The organism is Pseudomonas sp. VI4.1 (assembly GCF_002029345.1).
Classification (GTDB): domain Bacteria; phylum Pseudomonadota; class Gammaproteobacteria; order Pseudomonadales; family Pseudomonadaceae; genus Aquipseudomonas.
Window position 1 is genome coordinate 12,656 of the sequence record NZ_MULM01000155.1, and the last position, 24,963, is coordinate 37,618.

At 61.5% G+C, this 24,963-nt stretch carries 23 protein-coding genes and 5 pseudogenes; 10 read left to right on the forward strand and 18 right to left on the reverse strand.

Annotation, left to right across the window (positions count from 1 at the left end):
* Positions 1-7: 7 nt before the first annotated feature.
* The 9 genes and pseudogenes from flgK to BZ163_RS35695 form a co-directional block, all read right to left on the reverse strand.
* Positions 8-2,032 carry a flagellar hook-associated protein FlgK gene (gene flgK, locus BZ163_RS16085; protein ID WP_128871734.1) on the reverse strand — a complete coding sequence of 675 codons (2,025 nt, stop codon included), beginning with the start codon at positions 2,030-2,032 and terminating at the stop codon, positions 8-10.
* A gap of 17 nt (positions 2,033-2,049) precedes the next feature.
* Positions 2,050-3,364: pseudogene (flgJ, locus tag BZ163_RS16090) on the reverse strand (flagellar assembly peptidoglycan hydrolase FlgJ).
* An 11-nt stretch (positions 3,365-3,375) separates the two neighbouring features.
* Positions 3,376-4,449: a flagellar basal body P-ring protein FlgI gene (locus tag BZ163_RS16095; protein ID WP_128871780.1), complete on the reverse strand. Its 1,074-nt coding sequence runs from the start codon at positions 4,447-4,449 to the stop codon at positions 3,376-3,378.
* Positions 4,450-4,491: 42 nt separating this feature from the next.
* A pseudogene (gene flgH / locus BZ163_RS16100) lies at positions 4,492-5,187 on the reverse strand (flagellar basal body L-ring protein FlgH).
* 52 nt (positions 5,188-5,239) lie between these two features.
* Positions 5,240-6,025, reverse strand: coding sequence for a flagellar basal-body rod protein FlgG (gene flgG, locus BZ163_RS16105; RefSeq protein ID WP_128871735.1), 786 nt, complete (start codon positions 6,023-6,025; stop codon positions 5,240-5,242).
* A 48-nt stretch (positions 6,026-6,073) separates the two neighbouring features.
* Positions 6,074-6,811 (reverse strand): flagellar basal body rod protein FlgF, encoded by a 738-nt coding sequence (locus tag BZ163_RS16110; protein WP_128871736.1) that lies wholly within the window; start codon positions 6,809-6,811, stop codon positions 6,074-6,076.
* 329 nt (positions 6,812-7,140) lie between these two features.
* Complete coding sequence (locus tag BZ163_RS35685) at positions 7,141-7,464, reverse strand: TyrR/PhhR family helix-turn-helix DNA-binding protein (protein WP_256579047.1); 324 nt, start codon at positions 7,462-7,464, stop codon at positions 7,141-7,143.
* Positions 7,465-7,620: 156 nt separating this feature from the next.
* Positions 7,621-8,172, reverse strand: a pseudogene (locus BZ163_RS35690) (sigma 54-interacting transcriptional regulator); the annotation flags it as partial.
* A complete protein-coding gene (locus BZ163_RS35695; RefSeq protein WP_256579045.1) occupies positions 8,154-8,696 on the reverse strand; it encodes an ACT domain-containing protein in 543 nt (180 codons plus the stop codon). The gene BZ163_RS35695 and the pseudogene BZ163_RS35690, both read right to left, overlap by 19 nt.
* A 397-nt stretch (positions 8,697-9,093) precedes the next feature.
* On the opposite strand from BZ163_RS35695, the gene phhA reads away from it, so the two are divergent.
* The 6 genes and pseudogenes from phhA (at position 9,094) to BZ163_RS16140 (ending at position 13,455) form a co-directional block, all read left to right on the forward strand.
* Positions 9,094-9,879: a phenylalanine 4-monooxygenase gene (gene phhA / locus BZ163_RS16120; protein ID WP_128871737.1), complete on the forward strand. Its 786-nt coding sequence runs from the start codon at positions 9,094-9,096 to the stop codon at positions 9,877-9,879.
* Between the two features lie 104 nt (positions 9,880-9,983).
* Positions 9,984-10,340 carry a 4a-hydroxytetrahydrobiopterin dehydratase gene (locus BZ163_RS16125; RefSeq protein ID WP_128871738.1) on the forward strand — a complete coding sequence of 119 codons (357 nt, stop codon included), beginning with the start codon at positions 9,984-9,986 and terminating at the stop codon, positions 10,338-10,340.
* A complete protein-coding gene (locus tag BZ163_RS16130; protein ID WP_128871739.1) occupies positions 10,340-11,533 on the forward strand; it encodes an amino acid aminotransferase in 1,194 nt (397 codons plus the stop codon). Before BZ163_RS16125 ends, BZ163_RS16130 begins: the two co-directional genes overlap by 1 nt.
* A 202-nt stretch (positions 11,534-11,735) precedes the next feature.
* Positions 11,736-11,867: a hypothetical protein gene (locus BZ163_RS35700; RefSeq protein ID WP_256579046.1), complete on the forward strand. Its 132-nt coding sequence runs from the start codon at positions 11,736-11,738 to the stop codon at positions 11,865-11,867.
* A 37-nt stretch (positions 11,868-11,904) separates the two neighbouring features.
* Positions 11,905-12,141 (forward strand): hypothetical protein, encoded by a 237-nt coding sequence (locus tag BZ163_RS16135; protein WP_178084712.1) that lies wholly within the window; start codon positions 11,905-11,907, stop codon positions 12,139-12,141.
* Positions 12,142-12,241: 100 nt separating this feature from the next.
* Positions 12,242-13,455: pseudogene (locus tag BZ163_RS16140) on the forward strand (MFS transporter).
* Here the strand turns inward: BZ163_RS16140 and arfB are convergent.
* The 9 genes from arfB to BZ163_RS16185 form a co-directional block, all read right to left on the reverse strand.
* Positions 13,452-13,865 (reverse strand): alternative ribosome rescue aminoacyl-tRNA hydrolase ArfB, encoded by a 414-nt coding sequence (arfB, locus tag BZ163_RS16145; protein WP_008010994.1) that lies wholly within the window; start codon positions 13,863-13,865, stop codon positions 13,452-13,454. The pseudogene BZ163_RS16140 and the gene arfB sit on opposite strands and share 4 nt — an antisense overlap.
* A gap of 22 nt (positions 13,866-13,887) precedes the next feature.
* Positions 13,888-14,583 (reverse strand): pentapeptide repeat-containing protein, encoded by a 696-nt coding sequence (locus BZ163_RS16150; protein ID WP_128871740.1) that lies wholly within the window; start codon positions 14,581-14,583, stop codon positions 13,888-13,890.
* A gap of 102 nt (positions 14,584-14,685) precedes the next feature.
* Complete coding sequence (locus BZ163_RS16155) at positions 14,686-16,104, reverse strand: amino acid permease (protein ID WP_128871741.1); 1,419 nt, start codon at positions 16,102-16,104, stop codon at positions 14,686-14,688.
* Positions 16,105-16,968: 864 nt separating this feature from the next.
* Entirely contained in the window at positions 16,969-18,267 is a 1,299-nt protein-coding gene (gene rluB, locus BZ163_RS16160; RefSeq protein ID WP_128871742.1) for a 23S rRNA pseudouridine(2605) synthase RluB, read from the reverse strand.
* A gap of 155 nt (positions 18,268-18,422) precedes the next feature.
* Positions 18,423-18,614, reverse strand: coding sequence for a DUF1289 domain-containing protein (locus BZ163_RS16165; RefSeq protein ID WP_128871743.1), 192 nt, complete (start codon positions 18,612-18,614; stop codon positions 18,423-18,425).
* Positions 18,615-18,758: 144 nt separating this feature from the next.
* Complete coding sequence (gene scpB / locus BZ163_RS16170) at positions 18,759-19,757, reverse strand: SMC-Scp complex subunit ScpB (RefSeq protein ID WP_128871744.1); 999 nt, start codon at positions 19,755-19,757, stop codon at positions 18,759-18,761.
* A gap of 11 nt (positions 19,758-19,768) precedes the next feature.
* Positions 19,769-20,527, reverse strand: a complete 759-nt coding sequence (locus BZ163_RS16175; RefSeq protein ID WP_178084774.1) for a ScpA family protein — start codon at positions 20,525-20,527, stop codon at positions 19,769-19,771.
* A gap of 60 nt (positions 20,528-20,587) precedes the next feature.
* Entirely contained in the window at positions 20,588-21,217 is a 630-nt protein-coding gene (locus BZ163_RS16180; protein WP_128871746.1) for an L-threonylcarbamoyladenylate synthase, read from the reverse strand.
* A gap of 13 nt (positions 21,218-21,230) precedes the next feature.
* Entirely contained in the window at positions 21,231-22,094 is an 864-nt protein-coding gene (locus BZ163_RS16185; protein WP_128871747.1) for a PHP domain-containing protein, read from the reverse strand.
* Between the two features lie 87 nt (positions 22,095-22,181).
* Here BZ163_RS16185 and BZ163_RS16190 point away from each other — a divergent pair, with 87 nt between their 5' ends.
* The 4 genes and pseudogenes from BZ163_RS16190 to BZ163_RS16210 all read left to right on the forward strand — a co-directional run bounded on the left by BZ163_RS16190 (position 22,182) and on the right by BZ163_RS16210 (position 24,851).
* Positions 22,182-22,778 carry a septation protein A gene (locus BZ163_RS16190; RefSeq protein WP_128871748.1) on the forward strand — a complete coding sequence of 199 codons (597 nt, stop codon included), beginning with the start codon at positions 22,182-22,184 and terminating at the stop codon, positions 22,776-22,778.
* 1 nt (position 22,779) lies between these two features.
* Complete coding sequence (locus BZ163_RS16195; protein ID WP_128871749.1) at positions 22,780-23,079, forward strand: YciI family protein; 300 nt, start codon at positions 22,780-22,782, stop codon at positions 23,077-23,079.
* Between the two features lie 299 nt (positions 23,080-23,378).
* Positions 23,379-24,057, forward strand: a pseudogene (locus BZ163_RS16200) (response regulator transcription factor).
* A gap of 347 nt (positions 24,058-24,404) precedes the next feature.
* A complete protein-coding gene (locus BZ163_RS16210) occupies positions 24,405-24,851 on the forward strand; it encodes a Spy/CpxP family protein refolding chaperone (RefSeq protein WP_128871751.1) in 447 nt (148 codons plus the stop codon).
* Positions 24,852-24,963 lie beyond the last annotated feature (112 nt).

Sequence of the window (24,963 nt, forward strand, 5' to 3'; positions counted from 1 at the left end):
TACTCCCTTAAAGACTGTTGATCAGCGTGCTGAAGATTTCTTGCGCGGCCTTGATAATCTGCGACGACGCGGTGTAGTACTGCTGGAACTTGACCAGGTCGGCGGCCTCATCGTCGAGGTTGACCTGGGACACCGAGGCCACCTCGGACTTGGCGCGCGCCAGAATCGCCCCGCTCGCCGTGCTGTCGCCGAGGGCCTGGCTGGCCTTGGCGCCGACCTGTCCCACCAGTTGGCTGTAAGCGGTGCCCATGCTCATGCCGGCGTTGCCATCACTGACACCGACCGTGGCCTTGGTCTGCAAGCCCAACAGTTCGTTGGCGTTGCGGTTGTCTTGCTTGCCATCCACGTTGAACGCGACTTCGTACTTGTCATTCTTTGAAGGCGTGCCACTGACCGTGGCGTTGAAGGAAAACGATTTGCCGGGGATCGCTGTGCCGGACGCGTCGAGCATCGGCACCTTGATGGTCAGATCGTTGCCTTGGCCGGGAACGATCGTGCCCTTATCAATGCTCTTCCCAGTCGAGTCGAATACTTCGTAATCCTGGCTACCGCCCACCGCGTCCTTGAAGGTCAGCGTCACCGGCATCGAGTTCTTGATGCCTGCTTGCAAGCCGGCCAGGTCGGCACCGCCATAGATGTCCAACGGGATGGACAGCGCGGGCGGTGTCAGCGCACCGGAACCACTGTTGCCGCTGCCGCTGGTCGCGACGAGAGGGCCGGCAAACGCCAGCTTGTTCGAGTCGGTCATCTGGGTGGTGATGGCACTCGCGCCGGCACGCGTCGGCATGACTTTGAACGTATCTCCGGCCTTCAGAGCGCCGCCGTTGAGATCGAGCTTGAAGCCATCGATTTCTGCCGCTGGCGACAGGTCAAAAGCCCCCATCTCCTTGCCATCGGAACGCTTGACCGTGTACTTGTCCGCGGCCGTGAACGTGACCTGATAGTCAAACTTGGACAAAGCACTGGAGTCGGTGATGGTGACGTTGAGGTTGCCGGAACCTTTACTGTTAGTCGAAGCCCCCACACTGCGCTGACTGATGGCGGTAGCACTGTTGATGTTGGAGAACAGCGAAGCACCGAACTCGCCATTGGCATCCAGCCCCTGGCCCAGCTGACGGTTGATCTTGTCGGCAACCACCAGTGCCGTGCGGCCCAGGTCGTTGATCGCCGGCGCCAGCACGTCTTCGCGATAGCGTAGCAACCCACCGATCTTGCCGCCGCTGATGACCGACGTCACGTCACTGACCGACGACGGCGAGTTGACCTGGATATTCAGCTGGCTCTTGTCGATCCCGCTTCTGACGGTCGACAGTGTGTTCGCCGTGTTGCCCATCACCAGCGACTGCCCCGTCCCCAGGGAAACGTTGTAACTGCCGTTGTACTCCTGGACGGTGACCCCGACCAATTCATTGAGCGTGCGCACCGCTTCATTGCGGGCGTCGAGCAAGTTGCTGGGGCCGCTGCCGGTCGAGTTGGCAGCCTGGGAAATTTGCTGGTTCAACCCGGCAATCGACGACGTCAGCTGATTGACCTTGTCGGTTATCGTGGTCAACTGACTGTTGATGCCTTCGTTCTGCTGCTGCATCTGCGACGCCAGGGCGTTGAAGCGGTTGCTCAACGTTTGCGCATTGGTCAACAGCAACTGCCGCCCGGCGGTGTCGCTCGGCGCCCCGGCAGACGTCTGCACCGAGGCAAAGAAACTGCTCAATACCGCACTGATCCCGGTGGTCTTGTCGGAGAACAGCTTGTCCAGCGGGCTTACCTGCTCGAGGTAGGCGTTGGCATCGTTACTCAGCGAGGTCGAGGTTTGCAGCTGGCTGTCGAGGTAGGCGTTATAGACCCGACGCACATCGGCCAGGGTCGTACCGCTGCCGATAAACACCCCGCCATTGAGGTGCGAAGTATTACTGCTCTGAATGGTTTGTTGGCGTGAATAGCCGGCGGTGTTGGCGTTGGCAATGTTGTTGCCGACGGTCGCCAACGACACCTGGCTGGCGTTCAGCCCCGACATCCCGATATTGAGCAAACTCATGATTCAGACCCTTATGCCTATAAAGGCGTGGTGGAAACGCCCGCCGCAGCGTAGTTCTGGTAACTGGTCATCTGCCTGGCTATCTGCGAAATCTTGCTGGCGTAGTCCGGGTCGGTGGCGTAACCGGCCTTCTGCAACTCGCGCACAAATTGTTCCGGGTTATCGGCGGATTTCACCACGTCTTGATAACGATTGTTCGATTGCAGCAAGGTCACCAGGTCATGGAAGCTGTCCTTGTAGGAGGCGTAGGAACGGAACTGCGCCGTTTCCTTGACCATTGCGCCATTTCTGAATTCGCTGGTGATCGCCCGCGCCGAGTCGCCCTGCCAGCTGCTGCCGGCCTTGATGCCGAACAGGTTGTGGCTGCTGCTGCCGTCCTGGGCGCGCATGACCGATTTGCCCCAACCGGTTTCCAGGGCGGCCTGGGCCACCAGGTAACGCGGATCGACGCCGATGCGGTCGGCGGCTTCCTTGGCCATGGGCAGCATGGTGTTGACGAATTCGTCGGCGGAGCTGAAGGCTTTTTTCGCCGGGGCCAGGGGGATTTGCGCCATGGCACGGCCATGGACCTGCAGGCGCCCGCTGGCGGCGGTATCGGTTTGTGCGGTCAGCCAGTCGCCGTTGTACAGGGGGCCGGCGCCGGTTGGAGTGCTTGGCGGCAGCTGGACCTGGTTCAGCGCCGTGGTGGCGGACGGCGCCGTGGTCGCTGTCTTGGTCGATGCCGACGGCACCAGCCCGGCGAGCAAGCGGTCGGCCAGTTTTGGTGGCAGGGCCAGGCGTCGCTGGTTGATCAGGGCCATGTCGTTGTGATGCGCGCCCTCGCCCGCGCTCGCGGTTGACTGTACCGAGCGCGACGCCCACAACGGTCGCTCGCCATTGAGCGCGACAAGGGGCCGTGGGTGGCGGTCGTGCCGGCGGCGATCGGTGTTTCCACCGCGGCTTTCGCGGCTGCCTGCTTGGCGGCGGACGCTGCAGCGGCCTCGCCCGGCGCCAGCGGTTTGTTCTTTGCCATCTGGCGCATCAACACGTCCGCCAGGCCGATGCCGCCGCCTTCGCGGGACATGGAGACGGCGACTGCTTTGGTCGTACATTTCCTGGTACTGCTTTGGCCGCCGGCGTGTTGAGCGGGTTGTCCTGGCCCAACGCGTCGGTGGCCGAGCGCATGGATTTGAGCATTTCGCCGAGGAACAGCGACTCGAATTCCTGCGCGACCTTGCGCAGGTTGCCGTCGCTGTTCTTGTCGCCGACCTTGAGCTGGTTGAGGCGATTGAGGTCCGAATAGGACCCCGAGTCGCTGCTGCTGACCCCCACTCCGCCCTTGCGCATGTCCATGGTCGTCATCCTCAGATCACGATCAAGTCGGCTTGCAAGGCGCCGGCCTGTTTCAGCGCTTCGAGGATGGCCATCAAGTCACCCGGCGCGGCGCCGACCTGGTTCACCGCCCGGACGATTTCGTCGAGGGTGGTGCCCGGGCCGAACTTGAACATCGGCTTGGCTTCCTGCTGGGCGTTGACCCGCGAGCGCGGCACGACCGCCGTCTGCCCGTTGGACAGCGGGCCGGGCTGGCTGACGATCGGGTCTTCGGTGATGGTCACAGTCAGGCTGCCGTGGGTCACGGCGGCCGGGGACACCTTGACGTTCTGGCCGATCACGATGGTGCCGGTGCGCGAGTTGATGATGACTTTCGCCACCGCCTGGCCCGGGTCGACTTCGAGGTTTTCGAGTATCGACAGGTAGTCGACGCGCTGACTGGGATCGAGCGGCGCGCTGACCCGAATCGAGCCGCCGTCGATGGCCTGGGCGACGCCGGGGCCGAGCAGGTCGTTGATCTTGTCGACGATGCGCTTGGCGGTGGTGAAGTCCGAACGGTTGAGGTTCAGGGTCAGGCTGTTGCCCTGGTTGAACCCGCTCGGCACCGAACGCTCGACCGAGGCCCCACCGGGGATGCGCCCGGCCGAGGGCACGTTGACGGTGATCTTGGAGCCATCGCGACCTTCGGCATCGAAGCCGCCGACCACCAGGTTGCCCTGGGCGATGGCGTAGACGTTGCCGTCGATCCCCTTGAGCGGAGTCAGCAGCAAGGTGCCGCCGCGCAGGCTCTTGGAGTTGCCGATGGAGGACACGGTAATGTCGATCTGCTGACCCGGCTTGGCGAACGCCGGCAGGTCGGCACTGATCGACACGGCCGCGACGTTTTTCAATTGCACGTTGCCCGAACCCGGCGGCACCTTGATGCCGAACTGCGAGAGCATGTTGTTGAAGGTCTGCAGGGTGAACGGGGTCTGGGTCGTCTGGTCGCCGGTGCCGTTAAGCCCGACCACCAGGCCGTAGCCGATCAATTGGTTGGAGCGCACCCCGGAAATGCTCGCGATGTCCTTCAGGCGCTCGGCCTGGACGCTGGACGCTGCACACACCATCAAGGCCGCAACGATGAGACTTCTCAAATTCAACGTGGCCACCTAGAAAGGGAACAGCGGGCTGAGGAAGAAACGGTCGAACCAGCCTGGCTGACTCGCGTCGGCAAAGGCACCGGTGCCCGAATAGGTGATGCGTGCGTCGGCGACCCGGGTCGAGGACACGGTGTTGTCGGTGGCGATGTCATCGGCGCGCACCAGGCCGGCAATCCGCACCAGCTCGTCGCCGGTGTTGAGGGTCAGCCACTTCTAACCGCGCACGGCGATGATGCCGTTGGGCAAGACGTCGGCGACGGTCACCGTGATCGAACCGGTCAGGCTGTTGCTCTGGCCGGACTTGCTGTCGCCCTTGGTCGCGCGGTCGCCGGCGTAACCGACGTCCAGGCTCAGGTTACCGCTGCCCACCGGATCGTTGGTGCTCAGGCCGCCACCGAAAAACGAGCTCAGGCCGATGTCGGTCTTGCTGTTCTTGGCGGTTTGCGAATTGGCGTTCTTGCTGGCCTGGGTGCGCTCGTTCAGGGTGATGGTGATGATGTCACCGACCCGGAACGCCTTGCGGTCGCTGTACAGGTTCTGTTCGAAACCGGCCTGGTAGATCGAGCCGTTGTTGGCCGCCGCCGGCAGCGGCGTGCGTGGCAACACCGGGGCGTAGTAAGGGTCATTGGGCTTGGGCGGTGGGGCGACACAACCCGCGAGCGCGGTGATCCCACTCAGTGCCAGGACAGATACAAAGCGATTCATGACCCTACCTCACGGTGTTGCTGGCGACCACGTGGCCGCCCCATGGACTTGATTACAGATTCTGCGTGACGAACGAGAGCATCTGGTCGGCGGTGGAAATCACCTTGGAGTTCATCTCGTAGGCACGTTGAGTGGTGATCATGTTGACCATCTCTTCAACGGTGCTGACGTTGGAGGTTTCCAGGGTGTTCTGCAGCGTGGTGCCGAAACCGGCCAGGCCCGGGGTGCCGACTTGCGGCGCGCCGCTGGCGGCGGTTTCCAGGAACAGGTTGTTGCCCACGGCCTGCAGGCCGGCCGGGTTGATGAAGTCGGCGGTTTGCAGGTTGCCGATCACCTGGGCGGCCGGGTTGCCGGCCACGGTGATGGACACGGTGCCGTCGCGACCGACCGTGAAGGTCTGGGCGTCGTTCGGGATGACGATGGCCGGTTCCAGGGCGAAGCCGCTGGCGTTGACGATCTGGCCGTTGGAGTCGAGGTGGAAGGTACCGTCACGGGTGTAGGACGTGGTGCCGTCCGGCTGCAGGATCTGGAAGAACCCGCGGCCGTCGATGGCCATGTCCAACGGTTGCTCGGTGGTCTGCAGGCTGCCGGCGGTGAAGTTTTTCTGGGTGCCGACGATGCGCACACCGGTGCCCACTTGCAGACCCGACGGCAGTTCGCTGTCCTGGGTCGACTGGGCGCCTGGCTGGCGCTTGATCTGGTAGAGCAAGTCCTGGAACTCGGCGCGGTCACGTTTGAAACCCGTGGTCGAGACGTTGGCCAGGTTGTTGGAAATGGTCGTCAGGTTGGTGTCCTGGGCGGACAGGCCTGTTTTGGCAACCCATAGAGCCGGAAGCATTCAATTCTCCTCGTGCGCCTGTTTTACGGCGCGACGTTCTGATGATTATTAGATCTGCAAGACCCGAGCCATGGCCTGGTCGTCTTCTTTGGCGGTGTTCATCATCTTGACGTGCAGTTCGAACTGCTTGGCCAGGGCCAGCACCGAGGTCATCTCTTCCACGGCATTGACGTTGCTCGACTCGAGGAAGCCGGACACCAGCTTGACGTTGGCATCGGCTTGCGCCGGCTGGCCGTCCTTGGTGTGGATCGAACCGTCCAGGCCCTTGGTCATGTTCTTGAAGTCCGGGTTGACCAGTTTGATCCGGTCGACTTGCGCCATCACCCGCGGGCCCTCGCCCATCGCCCGAATGCTGATGCTGCCGTCCTCGCCCACTTCGATCTGCTGCTCGGGCGGCACGGCAATCGGCCCGCCATTGCCCAGCACCGGCATGCCGTTGCCGGCCCGCAGCACGCCGAGGGCGTCGACGTTCAGGCTGCCGGTGCGCACGTAGCTTTCGCCGCCGTTGGGGTTTTGCACCGCAATCCAGCCGTTGCCTTGCACGGCGACATCGAGGTCGCGGCCGGTTTCTACCAGCGCGCCAGGGGAAAAGTCGGTGGCCGGACGTTCGGTCAGGGCAAACGCCCGCGCCGCAAAGCCGTCACCGAACACCGGCATCGAACGCGCCTGCTCCAGGTCTTTCTGGAAGCCGTTGGTGGAGATGTTCGCCAGGTTGTTCGCATGAGCCTTCTGCGCCAGTGCATTCTGGCTGGCGCCGGTCATTGCCACATAAAGGTACTTGTCCACACTCTTTCCTCTGCCTGCCGGACGTTTGCCGCCCAGTGCTGTACTGCTGAGCGATAAGCAATTTGCAGACCAACTTTTTTCTGGCGGTGCAGGGGCCGGCAAACAAAGGGGTTGAGGGGTTTCAGGCGGGAATGGGGGGTTGAGTCAAAGTCGAAAAACCGGCGGTGTCATGCCGTCAGGCGGCAAGGATTGGTCTCGGGTAATGGCCGCCACCGCCTTCGCGAGCAAGCCCGCTCCCACATTTGACCGGGTTCCTCCAGGAAAAACGCGATCAAATGTGGGAGCGGGCTTGCTCGCGAAGAGGCCGGAACAAACACCGCAAGTGCCCGCTATGACTCCGTCTTGCCCACCTCATACTCACGCAACTTGTTGGCAATGGTGGTATGCGAAACCCCCAACCGCTTCCCCAGTTGCCGACTGCTCGGATGCTCGGAATACAGCCGCTCCAGCACCGCCTTTTCGAAGCGCCCGACAATCTCGTCCAGCCCGCCCTCCAGCGAGAAATCGCCAAGGGGCTGACGCACCCCATAATCCGGCAGTCGAATGTGCTCGGCCTTGACCGTCCCGCCCTCGCACAACGAAACCGCCTGGAACAACACGTTCTCCAGTTGCCGGACATTGCCCGGCCAATGGTAGTGGCTGAGCCGCTCCATCGCCGCCGGCGCCAGTTTCGGCAGCGGGCAACCGATCTGCCGGCTGGCCTGATCGAGGAAGTGCTCCACCAGCGGCGTCAACCCGTCCAGGCACTCGCGCAACGGCGGGATGTGCAACGACAGCACGTTCAGGCGGTGATACAGATCCTGGCGAAACTCCCCCCGTGCGCACAGCTCGGACAGGTCGACCTGGGTCGCGCAGATCACGCGCACATCCAGGTAAACCTCTTCATCACTGCCGACGCGACGGAAGCAACCGTCCTGCAGGAAGCGCAGCAATTTCACCTGCACGCGGGCTCATTTCGCCGACGCCATCGAGAAACAGCGTACCGCCGCCGTCAGCTCCAGCAGCCCGAGCTTGCCTTCGGCCCGCGCCCCTTCGAAGGCCCCGGGGCCGTAGCCGAACAACTCGGTCTCGGCCATGGACTCCGGCAGGCCGGCGCAGTTGAGCGCCATCAGCGGTGACTGGCCACGGGGGCTCGCCAGGTGGCAGGCGCGCGCCAGCAACTCCTTGCCGGTGCCGGTTTCGCCTTCGATCAAGAGCGGCGCATCCAGCGGCGCCATGCGCCGGGCTTCGCGCACCACGGCGGCCATCACTTTCGAGCTCTGGAAAATGCTGTCGAACCCGCGCAGTTCCTGCTTGCGCACGTTATAAATGCGCTCGCCCACCCGATCCGCGCGATGCAGGGTCAGCACCGCGCCGGCCATGGCTCGCTGTCGTCATGCTCCGACTGCAACGGCGCAATGTCGGCGAGAAACACGTCGCCCTTGACCTTGACCCGCAGCCCGTTGATCCGCGACTTGTTGGCGCGCACCAGTTCCGGCAAGTCGAAATCCTCGGCGTAGCGCGACAACGGGATCCCCGGCACCTCATCGACGCGCACCCCGAGCAACTGCGCCGCCGCGCGGTTGGCCGCGACGATCGAGCCGCCCATGTCGATCGACAGCACCGGAAACTCCAGCGCGCCGAGCAACGCATTGAGCTCCATGTGCCGACGCTCGCTGGGCATCAGCCCGACACGCTTGACCCCGAAGACCCCGGCAATCGATTCGAATTTCGGCCGCAGCGCCTGGAACTGAATGTTGATCAGGTTCGGGCAATGCAGGTAGATGGCATTGCCATGCTCACCGCCGACCTCGCCGCGAGCGACGTTGATCCCGTACTCCACCAGCAGGTTGAGAATGTCGCGCAGAATGCCGATGCGGTTCTGGCAGTGGACTTTGATACGCATATAAAGGCCCGAAAATTCGGTGAATGAGTTGATGCCCGTGCATACCTGTAGGAGCTGGCTTGCAGCGAAGGCGGTGTGTCAGCCAATACATGTATCGAATGACACACCGCTTTCGCTGGCAAGCCAGCTCCTACAGGTGTGCCAATGCCTTTGAGCGTGTTTTTCTGCTGAGGCGCTCAGATAGTCGTCAAGATTATGTGACACCTGGAAGCCATTTCAAGCCCGCAGATCTCAATACTTGCGCGACACCCGGCAAACCGTAACGAATACTTTACGAAAACCGTGGTTTTTTCCTGCGCCCGCTGCAAACCACCTGCTGCAACGCCGAACGCCTTGGGGTATTTCTAAGTCCATAGCAGGACATAACAAGAACGAAATCCCCTAGCAGGAGAGCAGCATGAAGCAGACGCACTACGTGGCTCGCGAGCCCGATGCGCAAGGTTTTATCGACTACCCCGCCGAAGAACACGCGGTGTGGAACACGCTGATCACTCGCCAACTGAAAGTGATCGAAGGGCGTGCGTGCCAGGAATACCTGGACGGTATCGAAAAACTCGGTCTGCCCCACGACCGCATTCCGCAACTGGGCGAGATCAACAAGGTGCTCGGTGAAACCACCGGCTGGCAAGTCGCCCGGGTGCCTGCACTGATCCCCTTCCAGACCTTTTTTGAATTGCTCGCCAACAAGCAGTTTCCGGTGGCGACCTTTATTCGTACCCGCGAAGAGCTGGATTACCTGCAAGAGCCGGACATTTTCCACGAGATCTTCGGTCACTGCCCGCTGCTGACTAACCCCTGGTTCGCCGAATTCACCCACACCTACGGCAAACTCGGCCTGCAGGCGACCAAGGAAGAGCGCGTGTACCTGGCGCGCCTGTACTGGATGACCATCGAGTTTGGCCTGGTCGATACGCCGCAAGGCCTGCGCATCTACGGCGGCGGCATCCTGTCCTCGCCTAAAGAAACGGTGTACTGCCTGTCGAACGAACCTGAACACCACACGTTCGACCCGCTGGAATGCATGCGCACGCCGTATCGCATCGACATCCTGCAACCGCTGTACTTTGTCCTGCCGAACCTCAAGCGCCTGTTCGATGTGGCCCATGAAGACATCATGAGCATGGTCAAGCAAGGCATGCAGCTGGGCTTGCACACCCCCAAATTTCCGCCAAAAGCTGCGTGATCCGCAGCTTTTAGAATCAAGTGAGCCTGTCAGGAACCGACGCTTTGGTTTAGCGTGGGAGCACTGACGGCCGATTTCCAATAATTCGATTTCAGGAATTCATCATGTCCACATTGAACCAAGCCCACTGCGAAGCCTGCCAAGCCGGCGCCCCTCAGGTCAGCGACGAAGAACTGCCGGTGCTGCTCAAGCAGATCCCTGACTGGAACATCGAAGTTCGCGACGGCGTGATGCAGCTGGAAAAAGTGTTCCTGTTCAAGAATTTCAAGCACGCCCTGGCGTTCACCAACGCCGTCGGTGAAATCTCCGAGGCCGAAGGTCACCACCCGGGCCTGCTGACCGAGTGGGGCAAAGTCACCGTGACCTGGTGGAGCCATTCCATCAAGGGCCTGCACCGCAACGATTTCATCATGGCCGCGCGCACCGACGACGTGGCCAAGGACGCCGAGGGCCGCAAATAATGCATTTCGACGCCATAGGCCGAGTCCCCGGCGACCCGATCCTCGGCCTGATGGAGGCCTATGCGCAGGACCCGAACCCGCGCAAATTCGACCTCGGCGTGGGCGTCTACAAAGATGCCCAGGGCCTGACCTCGATCCCTCAGGCGGTGAAGCTCGCCGAGGCGCAGCTGGTGGATCGTCAGGCCACCAAGACCTACATCGGCGGCCACGGCGAACCGGCGTTCGGCAAAGTCATCAATGAGCTGGTACTGGGTGCCGACTCTGCGCTGATCGCCGAACAACGGGCCGGCGTGACGCAGACGCCGGGCGGCACCGGCGCATTGCGCCTGAGCGCCGACTTCATCGCGCAGTGCCTGCCGGGCCGTGGCGTGTGGCTGAGCAACCCGACCTGGCCGATTCATGAAACCATCTTCGCCGCGGCGGGGGTCAAGGTCAGTCACTACCCTTACGTGGGCAGCGACAACCGTCTCGACGTCGACGCTATGCTGGCGGCACTCGAAGCAGCGCCAAAGGGTGATGTCGTGCTGCTGCACGCCTGCTGCCACAATCCGACCGGGTTCGACCTGTCCCATGACGACTGGCGCCGGTTATTGAAGGTCGTGCGCAGCCGCGACCTGCTGCCCCTGATTGATTTTGCCTACCAGGGCTTCGGCGATGGCCTGGAACAGGATGCCTGGTCGACCCGGCTGTTCGCCGCCGAGTTGCCGGAAGTGCTGATCACCAGTTCCTGCTCGAAGAACTTCGGCTTGTACCGCGACCGTACCGGCGCGTTGATTGTCTGCGCCAAGACCGCCGACAAGCTGGTGGACATCCGCAGCCAACTGGCGAACATCGCCCGCAACCTGTGGTCGACGCCGCCGGATCACGGCGCCGCTGTCGTGGCGACCATCCTCGGCGATCCGCAGCTGAAAAGTCTCTGGGCCGATGAAGTGGAGACGATGCGCCTGCGTATCGCCCAGCTGCGCAGCGGCCTGGTGGAAGCCCTGGAGCCGCACGGATTGCGCGAGCGCTTTGCGCATATTGGCGTGCAGCGCGGAATGTTTTCCTACACCGGGTTGACGCCGGAGCAGGTAAAAAAACTGCGTGATCAGCACAGCGTGTACATGGTCGGCACTGGCCGGGCGAACGTGGCGGGGATAGATGCGACGCGCCTGGATCTGCTGGCCGAGGCGATTGCCGACGTCTGCAAATAACCATCTGCCCCCCGCGTAGGAGCTGGCTTGCCAGCTCCTACAGGGGATCGCGTAATCGCAACAGGTTTGTCTATACAACCCCATCCGTCGAAACAAATGGATTTAAAACTCTATTTGTCATTTCGACTCCTGTATCCTTCCCAGGCTTTTTAAAAGCGCGGATCTACCCAGATCTATCAACAGACTTTGCGAGGAGCGCGAAATGCACGAGATCCCTAATCTCCCCTTCCCAAGCCTGCACGAAACTGAGCAGACGACCACGCAACAAGCCGGTGCCCAACAGGCCGAGCCGAAAGAAGCATCTGAACGCCGCCAGGCCGACAGCGAAGACTGAAACACCTGCAATGCCAGACCGTGTGGAAAGCGCTAACATGCGCTTTCCACACCGCCTGAACCTCGAGCGCCACCCCATGACCGACGAATCCACCCCTTCTTTTGAAGAGCAGCAGGCCAACGTCCTGATCGGCACCGCCGAGAAGATGATCGAGATCTGGCACCGCCTGTCCCCCGAGAAACAAGCCGCCTTGCTCGCCCGTTTCGGCAGCGAAGAAAACGCCTTGGCCGCCCTGGTCACGACGCAACTGGTTGCTCCGCAGCACCCTGAATGACCCTCTGCGGCAAATAGTTTTACTTTTCCACGACCCGCGGCCGCTCGCGCCGCTATCATAAGCAGCCTATCTATCCTGCTGCCCCGTGGACCTTTACCTCATGTCTGAAAACCAGCGCCCCCTGGCGGTCACGCTGCAAGTCGTCTCCATCGTCCTGTTTACCTTCATCGGCTACCTCAATATCGGCATTCCCCTGGCCGTATTGCCGGGCTACGTCCACAGCGACCTGGGTTTCGGTGCGGTGATCGCCGGCCTGGTGATCAGCGTGCAATACCTGGCCACCCTGCTCAGCCGGCCCTATGCCGGGAAAATCATCGATAACAAGGGCAGCAAACTCGCGGTGATGTACGGCCTCGCCGGTTGCGGCTTGAGCGGTGTGTTCATGCTGATTTCCGCCTGGACCCAGAGCCTGCCGACCTTGAGCCTGATCAGCCTGTTGATCGGCCGGCTGGTGCTCGCAGCGCGGAAAGCCTGGTCGGTTCGGGCTCGATCGGCTGGGGCATCGGCCGGGTCGGCGCAGCGAACACCGCCAAGGTCATCTCCTGGAACGGCATCGCCAGCTATGGCGCGCTGGCGGTCGGTGCGCCGCTGGGGGTGCTGCTGGTCAGTCGATGGGGCTTGTGGAGCATGGGCGTGAGTATCGTGCTGCTGGCCATCCTCGGCCTGGCGTTGGCCTGGCCGAAAACCGCGGCGCCGATCGTGGTCGGCGAACGCCTGCCGTTCATGCATGTGCTGGGGCGGGTGCTGCCCCATGGCTGTGGACTGGCGCTGGGCTCCATCGGTTTCGGCACTATCGCAACCTTCATCACCCTGTATTACGCCACGCAACACTGGGATAACGCGGTGCTGTGCCTGAGCCTGTTCGGCGCCAGCTTCATCGGCGCCCGATTGCTGTTCGGCAACCTGATCAACCGCCTCGGCGGCTTTCGCGTGGCGATCGCCTGCCTGTCGGTGGAAACCCTGGGCTTGCTGTTGCTGTGGCTGGCGCCGGATGCGCATTGGGCGCTGGCTGGCGCAGCGCTGAGCGGTTTCGGCTTCTCGCTGGTGTTCCCGGCACTGGGGGTGGAAGCGGTCAACCTGGTGCCGGCCTCCAGCCGTGGCGCGGCGGTCGGGGCTTATTCGTTGTTCATCGATTTGTCACTGGGGATTACTGGCCCGTTGGCCGGTGCGATCGCGGCAGGTTTCGGCTTTGCCTCGATCTTCCTGTTCGCCGCCCTCGCCGCCCTGAGCGGTCTGGCCCTGAGCGTCTACCTGTATCGGCAGGCGCCAAAACACCTGAGTGAGAAGTACCGCGAAGAACGGCGCGCGCGTTAGAAGTCGACCTTGCCACGCCCGGCCTTGATGCTGCCGCGCTTGGTCTTGGATTCGAGCCGGCGCTTTTTCGAACCGAGGGTCGGCTTGGTCGGACGGCGTTTCTTTTCGACCTTGGTGGCGCTGAGGATCAACTCGGTCAGGCGCTCCAGCGCGTCGGCGCGATTGGCTTCCTGGGTGCGGTATTGCTGGGCCTTGATGATCAACACGCCTTCACTGGTGATCCGGCTGTCCCGCAGCGCCAGCAGCCGCTCCTTGTAGAACTCGGGCAAGGACGAGGCCGGAATGTCGAAGCGCAGGTGCACCGCGCTGGAGACCTTGTTGACGTTCTGCCCACCCGCCCCCTGGGCACGAATGGCCGTCAATTCGATCTCGGCATCCGGCAGATGCACGTTGTTGGAAATCACCAGCATGGAAAATCGTTACCTCAGATTGCTATGCGACAGTTAAACCCAGCTCCGACAGCAGCATCGAGGCTTGTGCGCGAGAAATCACCGCCCCCTTGAACAGTTTGGCATCATTGAGTCGAAAGCCGCTCAAATCGGCGCCGCGCAAATCCGCACCGGCGAATGTCGCGCCATTGATACGGGCATGGGCCAGGCTGCAGTCGACAAACTCGGCCTTGCGAAAGTCCGCGTCACTCAGGTCCGCTTCAGAAAAATCCAGGTTGTTCAGCGTGCTTCTGGCAAAGGACATCCCCGGTAAAAAAGCACTGTTGAGTCGCGTTTCATTGAACGAAAGACCCAGGCTCGAGCAGTGACTGAAGTTGGCGCCGGTCAGCTTGCAGCCGTTGAACACGACTTGCGCCAATTTGGCTCGCTGCCACCGCGTGTTGTTCAGATCACAATTACTGAACGATGCTTCCAGCAGGTGCGCGGCTTCGAAAATCCCGTGCGCCCCCCGGCACCCCTTCCACTGCGTGCCTTCCAGGCGAGCCCCGAGGAACTGAGTGCGCAGCAGGCTGCAGCGCTGGAACTCGCAGTGATCCAGCACCAGCCGCGACAAGTCGGCGTCGGTGAAGTCCACGCCAATGAAGCGCAGCGGCAAGCCGTGATGATCAATCGCGGCCTGAACGTCCTCACGGCCCAACAGGCCGCCTTCTATTTCGTAATGCGTTGGTCCTTCGCTCATGCTTGCCTCCTTTTATCTGGCGCGGGCAGTCTATCGTCACCTCGCGTAGGACCGCAGACAAAAAAACCGGCAGAAGCCGGCTTTTTTGTTGTCATCCTTTTCCTACTTGACCGCGGAGCCGGCCACTGCTGCGCCGTGGTCACGACGCTTGTTCTTGATGCCGTAGCAGATCCACATGAATGCCACCCACACCGGAATCGCGTACACCGAGATCTGGATCCCCGGGATCAACAGCATCACGCCGAGGATGAACACCACGAACGCCAGGCACACGTAGTTGCCGTACGGGTACCACAGGGCCTTGAACAGCGGCGTCTGTCTGGTTTTGTCCATGTGCTGGCGGAACTTGAAGTGCGAGAAGCTGATCATTGCCCAGTTGATCACCAGGGTCGCAACCACCAGTGACATCAACAGCTCAAGGGCGCTGTGCGGAATCAGGTAGTTCAGCAGCACGGCGATCAGCGTCACTGCGGCCGACGCCAGGATCGAGCGCACAGGCACACCGCGCTTGTCGATCTTCGCCAGGGCTTTCGGCGCATCGCCCTGCTCGGCCATGCCCAGCAGCATGCGGCTGTTGCAGTAGGTGCCGCTGTTGTACACCGACAATGCCGCGGTCAGGACCACGAAATTGAGGATGTGCGCGGCGGTGTTGCTGCCGAGCATCGAGAACACTTGTACGAACGGGCTGCCGCTGTAGGAGTCGCCGGATGCGTTCAGGGTCTCCAGCAGGCTGTCCCATGGCGTCAGCGACAGCAGAATGACCAGCGCACCGATGTAGAAAATCAGGATCCGGTAGATCACCTGGTTGATGGCTTTGGGGATCACGGTTTTCGGCTGATCGGCTTCTGCTGCGGTGAAACCGAGCATTTCCAGGCCGCCGAAGGAGAACATGATAATCGCCATGGCCATGACCAGACCGCTGATACCGTTCGGGAAGAAGCCGCCGTGGGACCACAGGTTGCTCACCGACGCTTGCGGGCCGCCGTTGCCGCTGACCAGCAGGTAGCTGCCGAGGGCAATCATGCCGACGATGGCCACGACCTTGATGATCGCAAACCAGAACTCGGCCTCGCCGAAGACTTTGACGTTGGCCAGGTTGATCAGGTTGATCAGCACGAAGAACCCGGCGGCCGAGACCCAGGTCGGGATATCCGGCGCCCAGTAGTGGATGTATTTGCCGACCGCGGTCAGCTCCGACATGCCCACCAGGATGTACAGGATCCAGCAGTTCCAGCCCGACAGGAAACCGGCGAAACCGCCCCAGTACTTGTGCGCGAAGTGGCTGAAGGAACCGGCCACCGGCTCTTCGACAATCATTTCGCCGAGCTGGCGCATGATCATGAACGCAATGAAGCCGCAGATGGCGTAGCCGAGGATCATCGACGGGCCAGCGGATTTCAGTACCCCGGCCGAACCGAGGAACAGTCCGGTACCGATCGCGCCACCGAGGGCGATCAGTTGAATATGGCGATTTTTCAGGCCGCGCTTCAGCTCGCCTGAATGCGAGTTTTGTCCACTCATGAAAAGGGTCTCACGCAAGGTTTGATGATGTTCGTTAGACGTTGCTGCTCGGTTACGGCTTCAAGCAGCGCCGATCAAACCCCAGCGCAGGCACCGGGAGTCCAGCGTTTTTACAACGGTCATGCGTCACCTGTTTGTTTTTATCTGTGACGAAATCGGACCCGACACGCTCGTGACGTGGCGGAGTTAACAAGGCGGGTAACCTTGAGGTTTGCGCAGATGCGCAGGAGGTCACAGTTAAAACGCGGCGCATTGTACACCTGTAACCCCCTGCTGCCAGACACCGTTGGATCAACGAGCCGTTTGCCGGGATTGCCTGTGTCCGCCCCGAATGGCTCGGGCGGCTGCAAAAATTGAGTCAGACCTTTGCAGGTCCGGGACGGTGGCGGCAGGAAAATCGCCCCACTGGGAGAGATGGAGATGAGTCACGGCGTACATTGCGCCTCCTTCTTGTTATGCACCTGCACGACAGGCATGGGGCGCATCTGATCCTTGATGAGGCTTTGAAACAAGCGGGCCAGAGGGCAGGAAAGCATTCGAACAGCCAGCGAGTGGAAGTATTTTCTTACAGCGTTTGGTGGGTGACGATTCCACGGGAGAAATCATTGGATTCCGTCAAATTTTCGTTACAGGGCGTAACAACGGTTTTCCACTCCGAGTCCGATGGAGTTGCTACTGGCGCCTTCGCGAGCAAGCCCGCTCCCACAAGGTTTCGGGGCGATCACATGATCTGTGAACACCCCGGCAACCTTGTGGGAGCGGGCTTGCTCGCGAAGACGGCCCGAACATTCACCACATCACTAAAGCCAGACCAAAAAAAAACGCCAACCCGAAGGCTGGCGTTTTTTATCAAGCGCTTACTGCTTACTCAGGCTTGCGACGACCAAAGCCCGGACGCTGGCCGGAGCCGGCTGGCGCGCCGCGGCGTTTGCCCGATGGTGCGTCCTTGTCGACCAGGACGATGCCTGGGCGTTTCTTCGGCGCTGGCTTGGCCGGGCGCTTGGTGTCGGACGGACGGTCCGCCACTGGCGTACCGCGAGCCGAATCACCACGAGGTTGACCACGACCTGCCGGGGCGCCGCGATCACTGCGACCACCGCTTGGCGCACCGCGGCCTTCACCGCGTTCGGTGCGACCGTTGGCCGGACGCGGCGTGCGTGGACCGCGCTCGCCGTCTGCACGGGGTGCGGCTGGCTTGCGGGCCGGACGCTCGCCTTCGATCTGCGGCTCACGGGAGTCCCGCGGCGTAGCAGCGGTCTGGTTACCGATGGCTGGACGCAACGAACGCACGCGCTCGGTCTTGCCCATCGGACGCGACGATTTACGCTGCATGCGATCGAGCTTGTCTTTGCTCTTGGCGTTCATCTGCGGCATGGCCACCGGCGTCAGGCCTACTTCAGCACTCAGAATGTCGACTTCGTACTGGCTCATTTCGCGCCAGCGACCCATCGGCAGGTCGGAGTTGAGAAACACCGGACCGAAACGCACGCGCTTCAGACGGCTGACCACCAGGCCCTGGGATTCCCACAGGCGACGGACTTCGCGGTTGCGACCTTCCATCACCACGCAGTGGTACCAGTGGTTGAAACCTTCGCCACCCGGGGCTTGCTTGATGTCGGTGAACTTGGCCGGGCCGTCTTCGAGAACGACGCCCGCCTTAAGGCGCTCGATCATTTCGTCATCGACTTCGCCACGCACACGGACTGCGTATTCACGGTCCATTTCGTAGGACGGGTGCATCAGGCGGTTGGCCAGTTCACCGTCGGTGGTGAACATCAGCAGACCGGTGGTGTTGATGTCCAGGCGGCCGATGTTGATCCAGCGACCTTCTTTCGGTTTTGGCATCTTGTCGAACACGGTCGGACGGCCTTCCGGGTCGAGGCGGGTGCAGATTTCACCGTCGGGCTTGTTGTACATGATCACGCGGCGTACCGACTCGGCGGCTTCTTCGCGCTTGATCACCTTGCCATCGATGGTGATGGCGTCGTGCATGTCGACACGCAGGCCGAGGGTGGCGTCTTTGCCATTGACCTTGATGCGGCCGTGGCTGATCCAGGCTTCTACGTCACGGCGCGAGCCGACGCCGATGCGGGCGAGGACTTTCTGCAGCTTTTCGCCTGCTGGGCCGATTTCCTGGTCGTCTTTCTGGTCTTTGATACTCATCTGGGCACCTCCCGGTGTGGTCTGTTCAGGCAGCTCTGAAGTGAGTGCCTGAAGCGTTGAAAGCTGGGTACTCGGGCGAAGGGATCGCCGGAGGGTCGCGAATCATACGCTCATGCGAGCGCTCGCGCATCAGAGACTAGTCGATGCAGGCCTGGTTATTTGTTTTTCCGCCGACCGGTGGCGCCCAGCTTGATCAACCGCAGCGCCGCTTCAGCCAGCACCGTGCGCTTGTCGACCTTGTCGAGTTTCTTCCAGGCCTTGATCTCGCGCTTGCTGCGGCCGCAGCCGATGCAGATGTCGTCGGTGAATTTGCAGAGGCTGATGCAGGGGTCTTTGGTTGAGCTCATCGAATACTCCAGTCAACACAAACCCGTGTAGGAGCCGGCTTCTGGCGATGGCGTCCTGACAGCCAGCACATGTGTTGAATGTGTCACCGCCATCGCCAGCAAGCCGGCTCCTACAGGGAATCTCAGTGCCCACAGAATGTGTGGTCAGTCGTCGAATTCGCGGCGTTCGGCTTCGATCGCTTCGGCGAGGGCCCGGGCTTCGGCTTCTTCGTCGCTCAATTCCGGTTCGGGTTTGTGCTGATCCAGCGCAGCGACAGCGGCCAGGAGTTTTTCCCGAGCTTCGGCGACGCCAAGCACGTCATCTTCCCGCTCTTCGTCCTGCTCCTGCTCCTCTTCCTGCACTTCTTCAACTATGGCTTCAGCCTCGAACTGAAGTTCAGTTTCGATCTCAGGCGGGTCCGAAACCTCTTCAGTTTCAGTCGCAGCCCCGTCGCGCAGCAGGTCGTCGAAATCGGTCTTGAGCCCCTCCTCCATCGTGTCCAGCTCCTGCAGCAACGTATGGAAACTGGTTTCCTCCTTCGGCTCTTCCGGCTCGGCAGTGGCATCCGCCAGCGCTTGCAGCCCGGCTGGCACCGGTGCGTCGTCGAAATCCAGTACCGGATCAGGTTCAAGCTCGCGCAGCTCGGCCAGGGGCGGCAGATCGTCGAGGTTTTTCAGGTTGAAGTGATCGAGAAAGACTTTGGTGGTGGCGAACATCGCCGGTTTGCCGGGCACTTCGCGATAGCCGACGATGCGGATCCACTCGCGTTCCAGCAGGGTCTTGACGATGTGAGTGTTGACCGCCACGCCCCGTACGTCTTCGATCTCGCCCCGGGTAATCGGTTGGCGATAGGCGATCAGGGCCATGGTTTCGAGCATGGCGCGGGAATAGCGTTGCGGCCGCTCTTCCCACAGGCGTCCGACCCATGGCGAGAACTTTTCACGGATCTGCAGGCGATACCCGGAGGCGACTTCCTTCAGCTCGAAGGCGCGGCCGTCGCAGGACTTGGCCAGAATCGTCAGGGCTTTCTTGAAGACCGGCGGCTCGGGCCGTTCACCCTCTTCGAACAGTTCGAACAAGCGTTCAAGCGATTGCGGTTTTCCCGAGGCCAACAGAAAGGCTTCAAGCAATGGCGCCAGCTCGCGGGGTTCACTCAGGTTCATGATTCAACTCGTTATTCGGCTCGGGCCCGGACGTGGATCGCCGCGAACGGTTCATTCTGCACCAGCTCGACCAGGGATTCCTTGACCAGTTCGAGGATCGCCATAAAGGTCACCACCACCCCCAGGCGTCCTTCTTCCGCGGTGAACAGTTCGACAAACGGCACGAAACCGCCGCCCTTGAGCCGTTCCAGCACATCGCTCATGCGTTCGCGGGTGGACAATGCCTCGCGGCTGACCTGGTGGCTTTCGAACATGTCGCCCCGGCGCAGGACCTCGGCCATGGACATCAGCAACTCTTCCAGACTCACGTCCGGCAACAGTTTGCGCGCCCTGGCCTCGGGGGCGTCAAGCTTGGGCACCACCACGTCACGACCGACGCGGCTCAAGCCATCGATGCCTTCGGCGGCCGCCTTGAAGCGTTCGTACTGCTGCAAGCGCCGGATCAGTTCGGCGCGCGGGTCGTCTTCTTCGTCTGCGATGGTTTCGGCACGGGGCAGCAACATCCGCGACTTGATCTCGGCCAGCATCGCGGCCATCACCAGGTATTCCGCGGCCAGCTCCAGGCGCACCGACTGCATCAGTTCGACATAACCCATGTACTGACGGGTGATTTCCGCCACCGGGATGTCGAGGATGTTGATGTTCTGTTTGCGGATCAGGTACAGCAACAGGTCGAGTGGGCCTTCGAAGGCCTCGAGAAAAACCTCGAGCGCGTCCGGCGGGATATACAGGTCCAGCGGCATTTCCATGACCGCCTGGCCATAGACCATGGCGAAGGGCAGCTCTTGCTGGGCTCCGGCCTGACTGTCGACGGGTTCTACTGCGGACATCTAGGCCTCGGCCATGAATGGCGTGGGGTCGCCACAACCGACGCGGATCACTTCGGGCTCGCCGTCAGCGAGGTTGATCACCGTGGACGCCTTGATCCCGCCGAAACCGCCGTCGATGATCAGGTCGACCTGATGCTCGAGCAACTGGCGCATTTCGTAGGGATCGCTCATCGGGTCGGTGTCACCGGGCATGATCAGGGTCACGCTCATCAACGGTTCACCGAGTTCTTCCAGCAGGGCCAGGGCAATCGGGTGGGCCGGCACGCGCAGGCCGATGGTGCGTTTTTTCGGATGCAACAGCAGGCGCGGGACTTCGCGGGTGGCATTGAGGATGAAGGTGTAGGGGCCCGGCAGATGCGCCTTGAGCAGGCGGAAGGTGCCGGTGTCGATCTTGGCGAACAACCCCAGTTGCGACAGGTCGCTGCAAATCAGCGCGAAGTTGTGCTTTTCATCCAGTTGCCGCAAGCGGCGCACGCGCTCCACGGCGTTCTTGTCACCGATCTGGCAACCAATGGCGTAGGACGAGTCCGTGGGATAAATCACCACCCCGCCGCCGCGGATGATCTCGACAGCCTGTTTGATCAGGCGCGCTTGCGGGTTTTCCGGATGAATCTGGAAAAATTGACTCACATTTTCTACCTGTTCAGACGGCGGCAATAATTGGGTCATGTTTGAATCGACACCACAATGGCGGCAGATCCTCCGGAATCGGGCGATATTCACCGATCTCGGACCAGCCTCCAGGGCCATGAAAATCACTGCCGGCGCTGACCAGCAGACCGAACTCGCGGGCAAGAATCGCCAGGCTGCCCACTTGCTCCGCAGGCTGATGGCCATTGACCACTTCGATCGCATGGCCCCCTGCTTGAATATAGTCGGCAATCAGCCGGCGACGTTTGCTGCGAGTGAAATCGTAATGCCAGGGATGCGCCAGGCTGACCCAGGCTTTCGCCGCGCGCAGGGTTTCGACGGTGTCTTCCAGGGTCGGCCAGTGTTGCTTGACGTCCCCCAGCTTGCCGGCGCCCAGCCATTTGCGGAACGCCTCGGCGCGATCCTTGACGTAACCCTCGCGCACCATCCAGTCGGCGAAGTGCGGACGGGCCGGCGCGTTGCCGCTGTCGCCCAGTTCCTGCTGAATGGCCCGGGCACCTTCCAGCGCTCCCGGCATGCCTTTCAACGCCAACTTGCGGCTTATTTCTTCGGACCGCAGCCAGCGGCCATCGTGCAATCTGGCAATCGCCTCGACCAGCGGTGGTGCATTCACATCAAATCCGTAGCCCAGCACATGGATGGTCGCGCCCCCCCAGGTGCAGGACAATTCGACGCCATTGACCAGTTGCATGCCCAGCGTGGACGCCGTGCTGCGGGCCTCATCAAGGCCTTCGAGGGTGTCGTGATCGGTCAAGGCCAGGACTCGCACGCCTTTCTCGAACGCACGCGCAACCAGTATTGCAGGCGCCAGGGCGCCATCGGAGGCTGTGCTGTGGCAGTGCAAGTCAACATTCACGGGGATGTATTACCTCAAATCAGCTGGCGCTATCGCGCGCCCATATGTTTGTTATTATGCCGCCACATCCTGCTTCTGGCTGCCACTGTGAAACAATTCATCGATTTCATCCCGCTCCTGCTGTTCTTCGTTGTGTTCAAGATCGATCCACGGGTCGTCGACATCGCCGGTCATCAACTGACCGTCGGCGGTATCTACAGCGCCACCGCGATGCTGATCGTCAGCTCCCTGGTGGTCTACGGCGCGCTCTATTTCAAGCAGCGCAAGCTGGAGAAGAGCCAGTGGCTGACCCTTATCGCCTGCCTGGTCTTCGGCAGCCTGACCCTGGCGTTCCACAGCGAGACCTTCCTGAAATGGAAAGCCCCGGTGGTCAACTGGCTGTTTGCCCTGGCGTTCATCGGCAGCCACTTCGTCGGCGAGCAATTGTTGATCAAGCGCATCATGGGCCACGCGCTGACCCTGCCGGACCCGGTCTGGACCCGACTGAACATCGCCTGGATCGGGTTTTTCCTGTTTTGTGGCGCCGCCAACCTGTTTGTCGCGTTCACCTTCCAGAGCTACTGGGTCGACTTCAAGGTCTTCGGCAGCCTGGGCATGACCTTGCTGTTCCTGGTCGCACAGGGCATCTACCTGTCCCGCCATTTGCACGACGCCGATACCACAACGCCAAAAACCGAGGACTGACATGCTTTACGCAATCATTGCCACAGACGTCGCCAACTCCCTGGAAGCCCGCCTGGCCGCACGGCCTGCCCACCTTGAGCGCCTGCAAGTGCTCAAAGGCGAAGGCCGCATCGTACTGGCCGGCCCGCACCCGGCCGTCGACAGCAATGATCCGGGGGCCGCGGGTTTCACCGGCAGCCTGATCGTCGCCGAATTCGACTCCCTGGGCGCCGCCCAGGCCTGGGCCGACGCCGATCCGTATATCGCCGCCGGCGTCTACGCCAACGTTTCGGTCAAGCCGTTCAAGCAAGTCCTCCCGTAATATCCCCCGTGCGATGAACCTTCCCGGTTCATCGCGCGCTCAACGCTCATTCTTCTCCTTCACCGGCCGATAACCTGTCCAGTAACCGTATTGGCACCAGGCGTCGCGATACGCAAAGGTTCGTTGTGTCTGAAAAGGTCCGTTGTGTCTGATGATAGTGAGTCAGCCGTCCAACAGTCCGCTGCCACATCCAGACCGACCGGCAACAATGGTTCGTCCTCGGTGCGGTTGGCCCTGCTCTGCGGTATCTTCGCCAGTGGTACAAGCAGAACGTCGGCAATGGCTAAATTGAGTGATTCATGAGCGAGTTGTTATTAATTGATGATGATCAGGAGCTGTGTGAGCTCCTGAGCAGTTGGCTGAGCCAGGAAGGCTTCCACGTCCGCGCCTGCCACGATGGCCGCAGCGCCCGTCGCGCGCTGGCGGAAACCTCGCCGGCGGCCGTGGTGCTGGACGTGATGCTGCCGGACGGCAGCGGCCTGGAGTTGCTCAAGCAACTGCGCAGCGATCACCCGGACTTGCCGGTGCTGATGCTCTCGGCCCGCGGCGAGCCGCTGGATCGTATCCTCGGCCTGGAACTCGGTGCCGACGATTACCTGGCCAAACCCTGCGATCCACGGGAACTGACAGCGCGCTTGCGCGCGGTATTGCCGCCGCAGTCATCCGACGGCGGTGTCCAGCCAGCTCGAACTGGGCGACCTGTGTTTCAGCCCGGTGCGCGGCGTGGTCAGCATCGATCAACAGGAATTCACCCTCACCGTTTCCGAAAGCCGCCTGCTCGAAGCGCTGCTCAAGCAACCCGGTGAACCGCTGGACAAACAGGATCTGGCGCAGATCGCCCTCGGCCGCAAACTGACCCTGTACGACCGCAGCCTGGACATGCACATCAGCAATCTGCGCAAAAAGATCGGCCCGCACCCCGATGGCCGGCCGCGCATCGTTGCCCTGCGCAGCCGTGGCTATTACTACAGCCTCTGAACCCTACGTCCCCCTGTAGGAGCGAGCTTGCTCGCGATGGACCTGAGAACACCATGGGGTATCAGGTTTCCAGCGTTATCGTTGACGATCATCGCGAGCAAGCTCGCTCCTACAGCGCGACCGCGGTGTATCTGACACATCGCGTCGTCTGCTTCGCCAGCAAGCCGGCTCCTACACACCGCGGCGTCTGGTTCGCCAGCATGCCGGCGTCTGTTGGAGGGGCTTTTGTCAGGACGGTACAAAATCGTCTTTACCCAAGCTTTACGCTCCGCTGACCGCCGCTGACCTTGATCCGCGTAATCTGCACTCATCCGGAACGTACCGGGAACGAGACAAGGAGATTCACCATGCGCAAGACTCTTATCGCTCTGATGTTCGCTGCCGCCCTGCCGACCGTTGCCATGGCCATGCCTGAAGGCGCCGGCCCGATGGGCCCGATGGACGGCTCGCGCCACGGCGGCCAGATGCACGGCATGCACGGCAAAGGCCCGTACGGCCAGCTGGACCTGAGTCGCGAACAGCGCGAGCAGATCCGCAAGATCATGGGCGAGCAGATGCACGAGCGTAAGCAAGTGGTCGACAAGTACCTGGAAAAACTGTCGCCAGCCGACCAGAAAGCCATGAAAGACGAAATGGCCGCCAACCACAAGAAAGCCGAAGCCGACGTGCGTGCCCTGCTGAAACCGGATCAACAGAAGCAGTTCGACGAGATCCAGAAGAAAAAGGCCGAGCGCCGCGCGGAATGGGCCGAGTTCAAGGCCTGGAAAGCGCAACAACCGCAAAAAGCGCAATAATAATGCGTCAAGCCCCGGACCCAACGGCTGAACACCGTTGGTCCGGCGCAACCCGGTTTAAATTGTAGGAGCTGGCTTGCCAGCGAAGGCGGCGTATCAGTCGACACAAATG

Bases quoted from the DNA above. Each gene is read 5' to 3' on its own strand.
- flgK (WP_128871734.1), bottom strand. From the start codon at position 2,032: ATGAGTTTGCTCAATATCGGGATGTCGGGGCTGAACGCCAGCCAGGTG.
- BZ163_RS16095 (WP_128871780.1), bottom strand. From the start codon at position 4,449: ATGGTGTGTGCAGCGTCCAGCGTCCAGGCCGAGCGCCTGAAGGACATC.
- flgG (WP_128871735.1), bottom strand. From the start codon at position 6,025: ATGCTTCCGGCTCTATGGGTTGCCAAAACAGGCCTGTCCGCCCAGGAC.
- BZ163_RS35685 (WP_256579047.1), bottom strand. From the start codon at position 7,464: ATGGAGCGGCTCAGCCACTACCATTGGCCGGGCAATGTCCGGCAACTG.
- BZ163_RS35695 (WP_256579045.1), bottom strand. From the start codon at position 8,696: ATGCGTATCAAAGTCCACTGCCAGAACCGCATCGGCATTCTGCGCGAC.
- phhA (WP_128871737.1), top strand. From the start codon at position 9,094: ATGAAGCAGACGCACTACGTGGCTCGCGAGCCCGATGCGCAAGGTTTT.
- BZ163_RS16125 (WP_128871738.1), top strand. From the start codon at position 9,984: ATGTCCACATTGAACCAAGCCCACTGCGAAGCCTGCCAAGCCGGCGCC.
- BZ163_RS16130 (WP_128871739.1), top strand. From the start codon at position 10,340: ATGCATTTCGACGCCATAGGCCGAGTCCCCGGCGACCCGATCCTCGGC.
- BZ163_RS35700 (WP_256579046.1), top strand. From the start codon at position 11,736: ATGCACGAGATCCCTAATCTCCCCTTCCCAAGCCTGCACGAAACTGAG.
- BZ163_RS16135 (WP_178084712.1), top strand. From the start codon at position 11,905: ATGCGCTTTCCACACCGCCTGAACCTCGAGCGCCACCCCATGACCGAC.
- arfB (WP_008010994.1), bottom strand. From the start codon at position 13,865: ATGCTGGTGATTTCCAACAACGTGCATCTGCCGGATGCCGAGATCGAA.
- BZ163_RS16150 (WP_128871740.1), bottom strand. From the start codon at position 14,583: ATGAGCGAAGGACCAACGCATTACGAAATAGAAGGCGGCCTGTTGGGC.
- BZ163_RS16155 (WP_128871741.1), bottom strand. From the start codon at position 16,104: ATGAGTGGACAAAACTCGCATTCAGGCGAGCTGAAGCGCGGCCTGAAA.
- rluB (WP_128871742.1), bottom strand. From the start codon at position 18,267: ATGAGTATCAAAGACCAGAAAGACGACCAGGAAATCGGCCCAGCAGGC.
- BZ163_RS16165 (WP_128871743.1), bottom strand. From the start codon at position 18,614: ATGAGCTCAACCAAAGACCCCTGCATCAGCCTCTGCAAATTCACCGAC.
- scpB (WP_128871744.1), bottom strand. From the start codon at position 19,757: ATGAACCTGAGTGAACCCCGCGAGCTGGCGCCATTGCTTGAAGCCTTT.
- BZ163_RS16175 (WP_178084774.1), bottom strand. From the start codon at position 20,527: ATGGTCTATGGCCAGGCGGTCATGGAAATGCCGCTGGACCTGTATATC.
- BZ163_RS16195 (WP_128871749.1), top strand. From the start codon at position 22,780: ATGCTTTACGCAATCATTGCCACAGACGTCGCCAACTCCCTGGAAGCC.
- BZ163_RS16210 (WP_128871751.1), top strand. From the start codon at position 24,405: ATGCGCAAGACTCTTATCGCTCTGATGTTCGCTGCCGCCCTGCCGACC.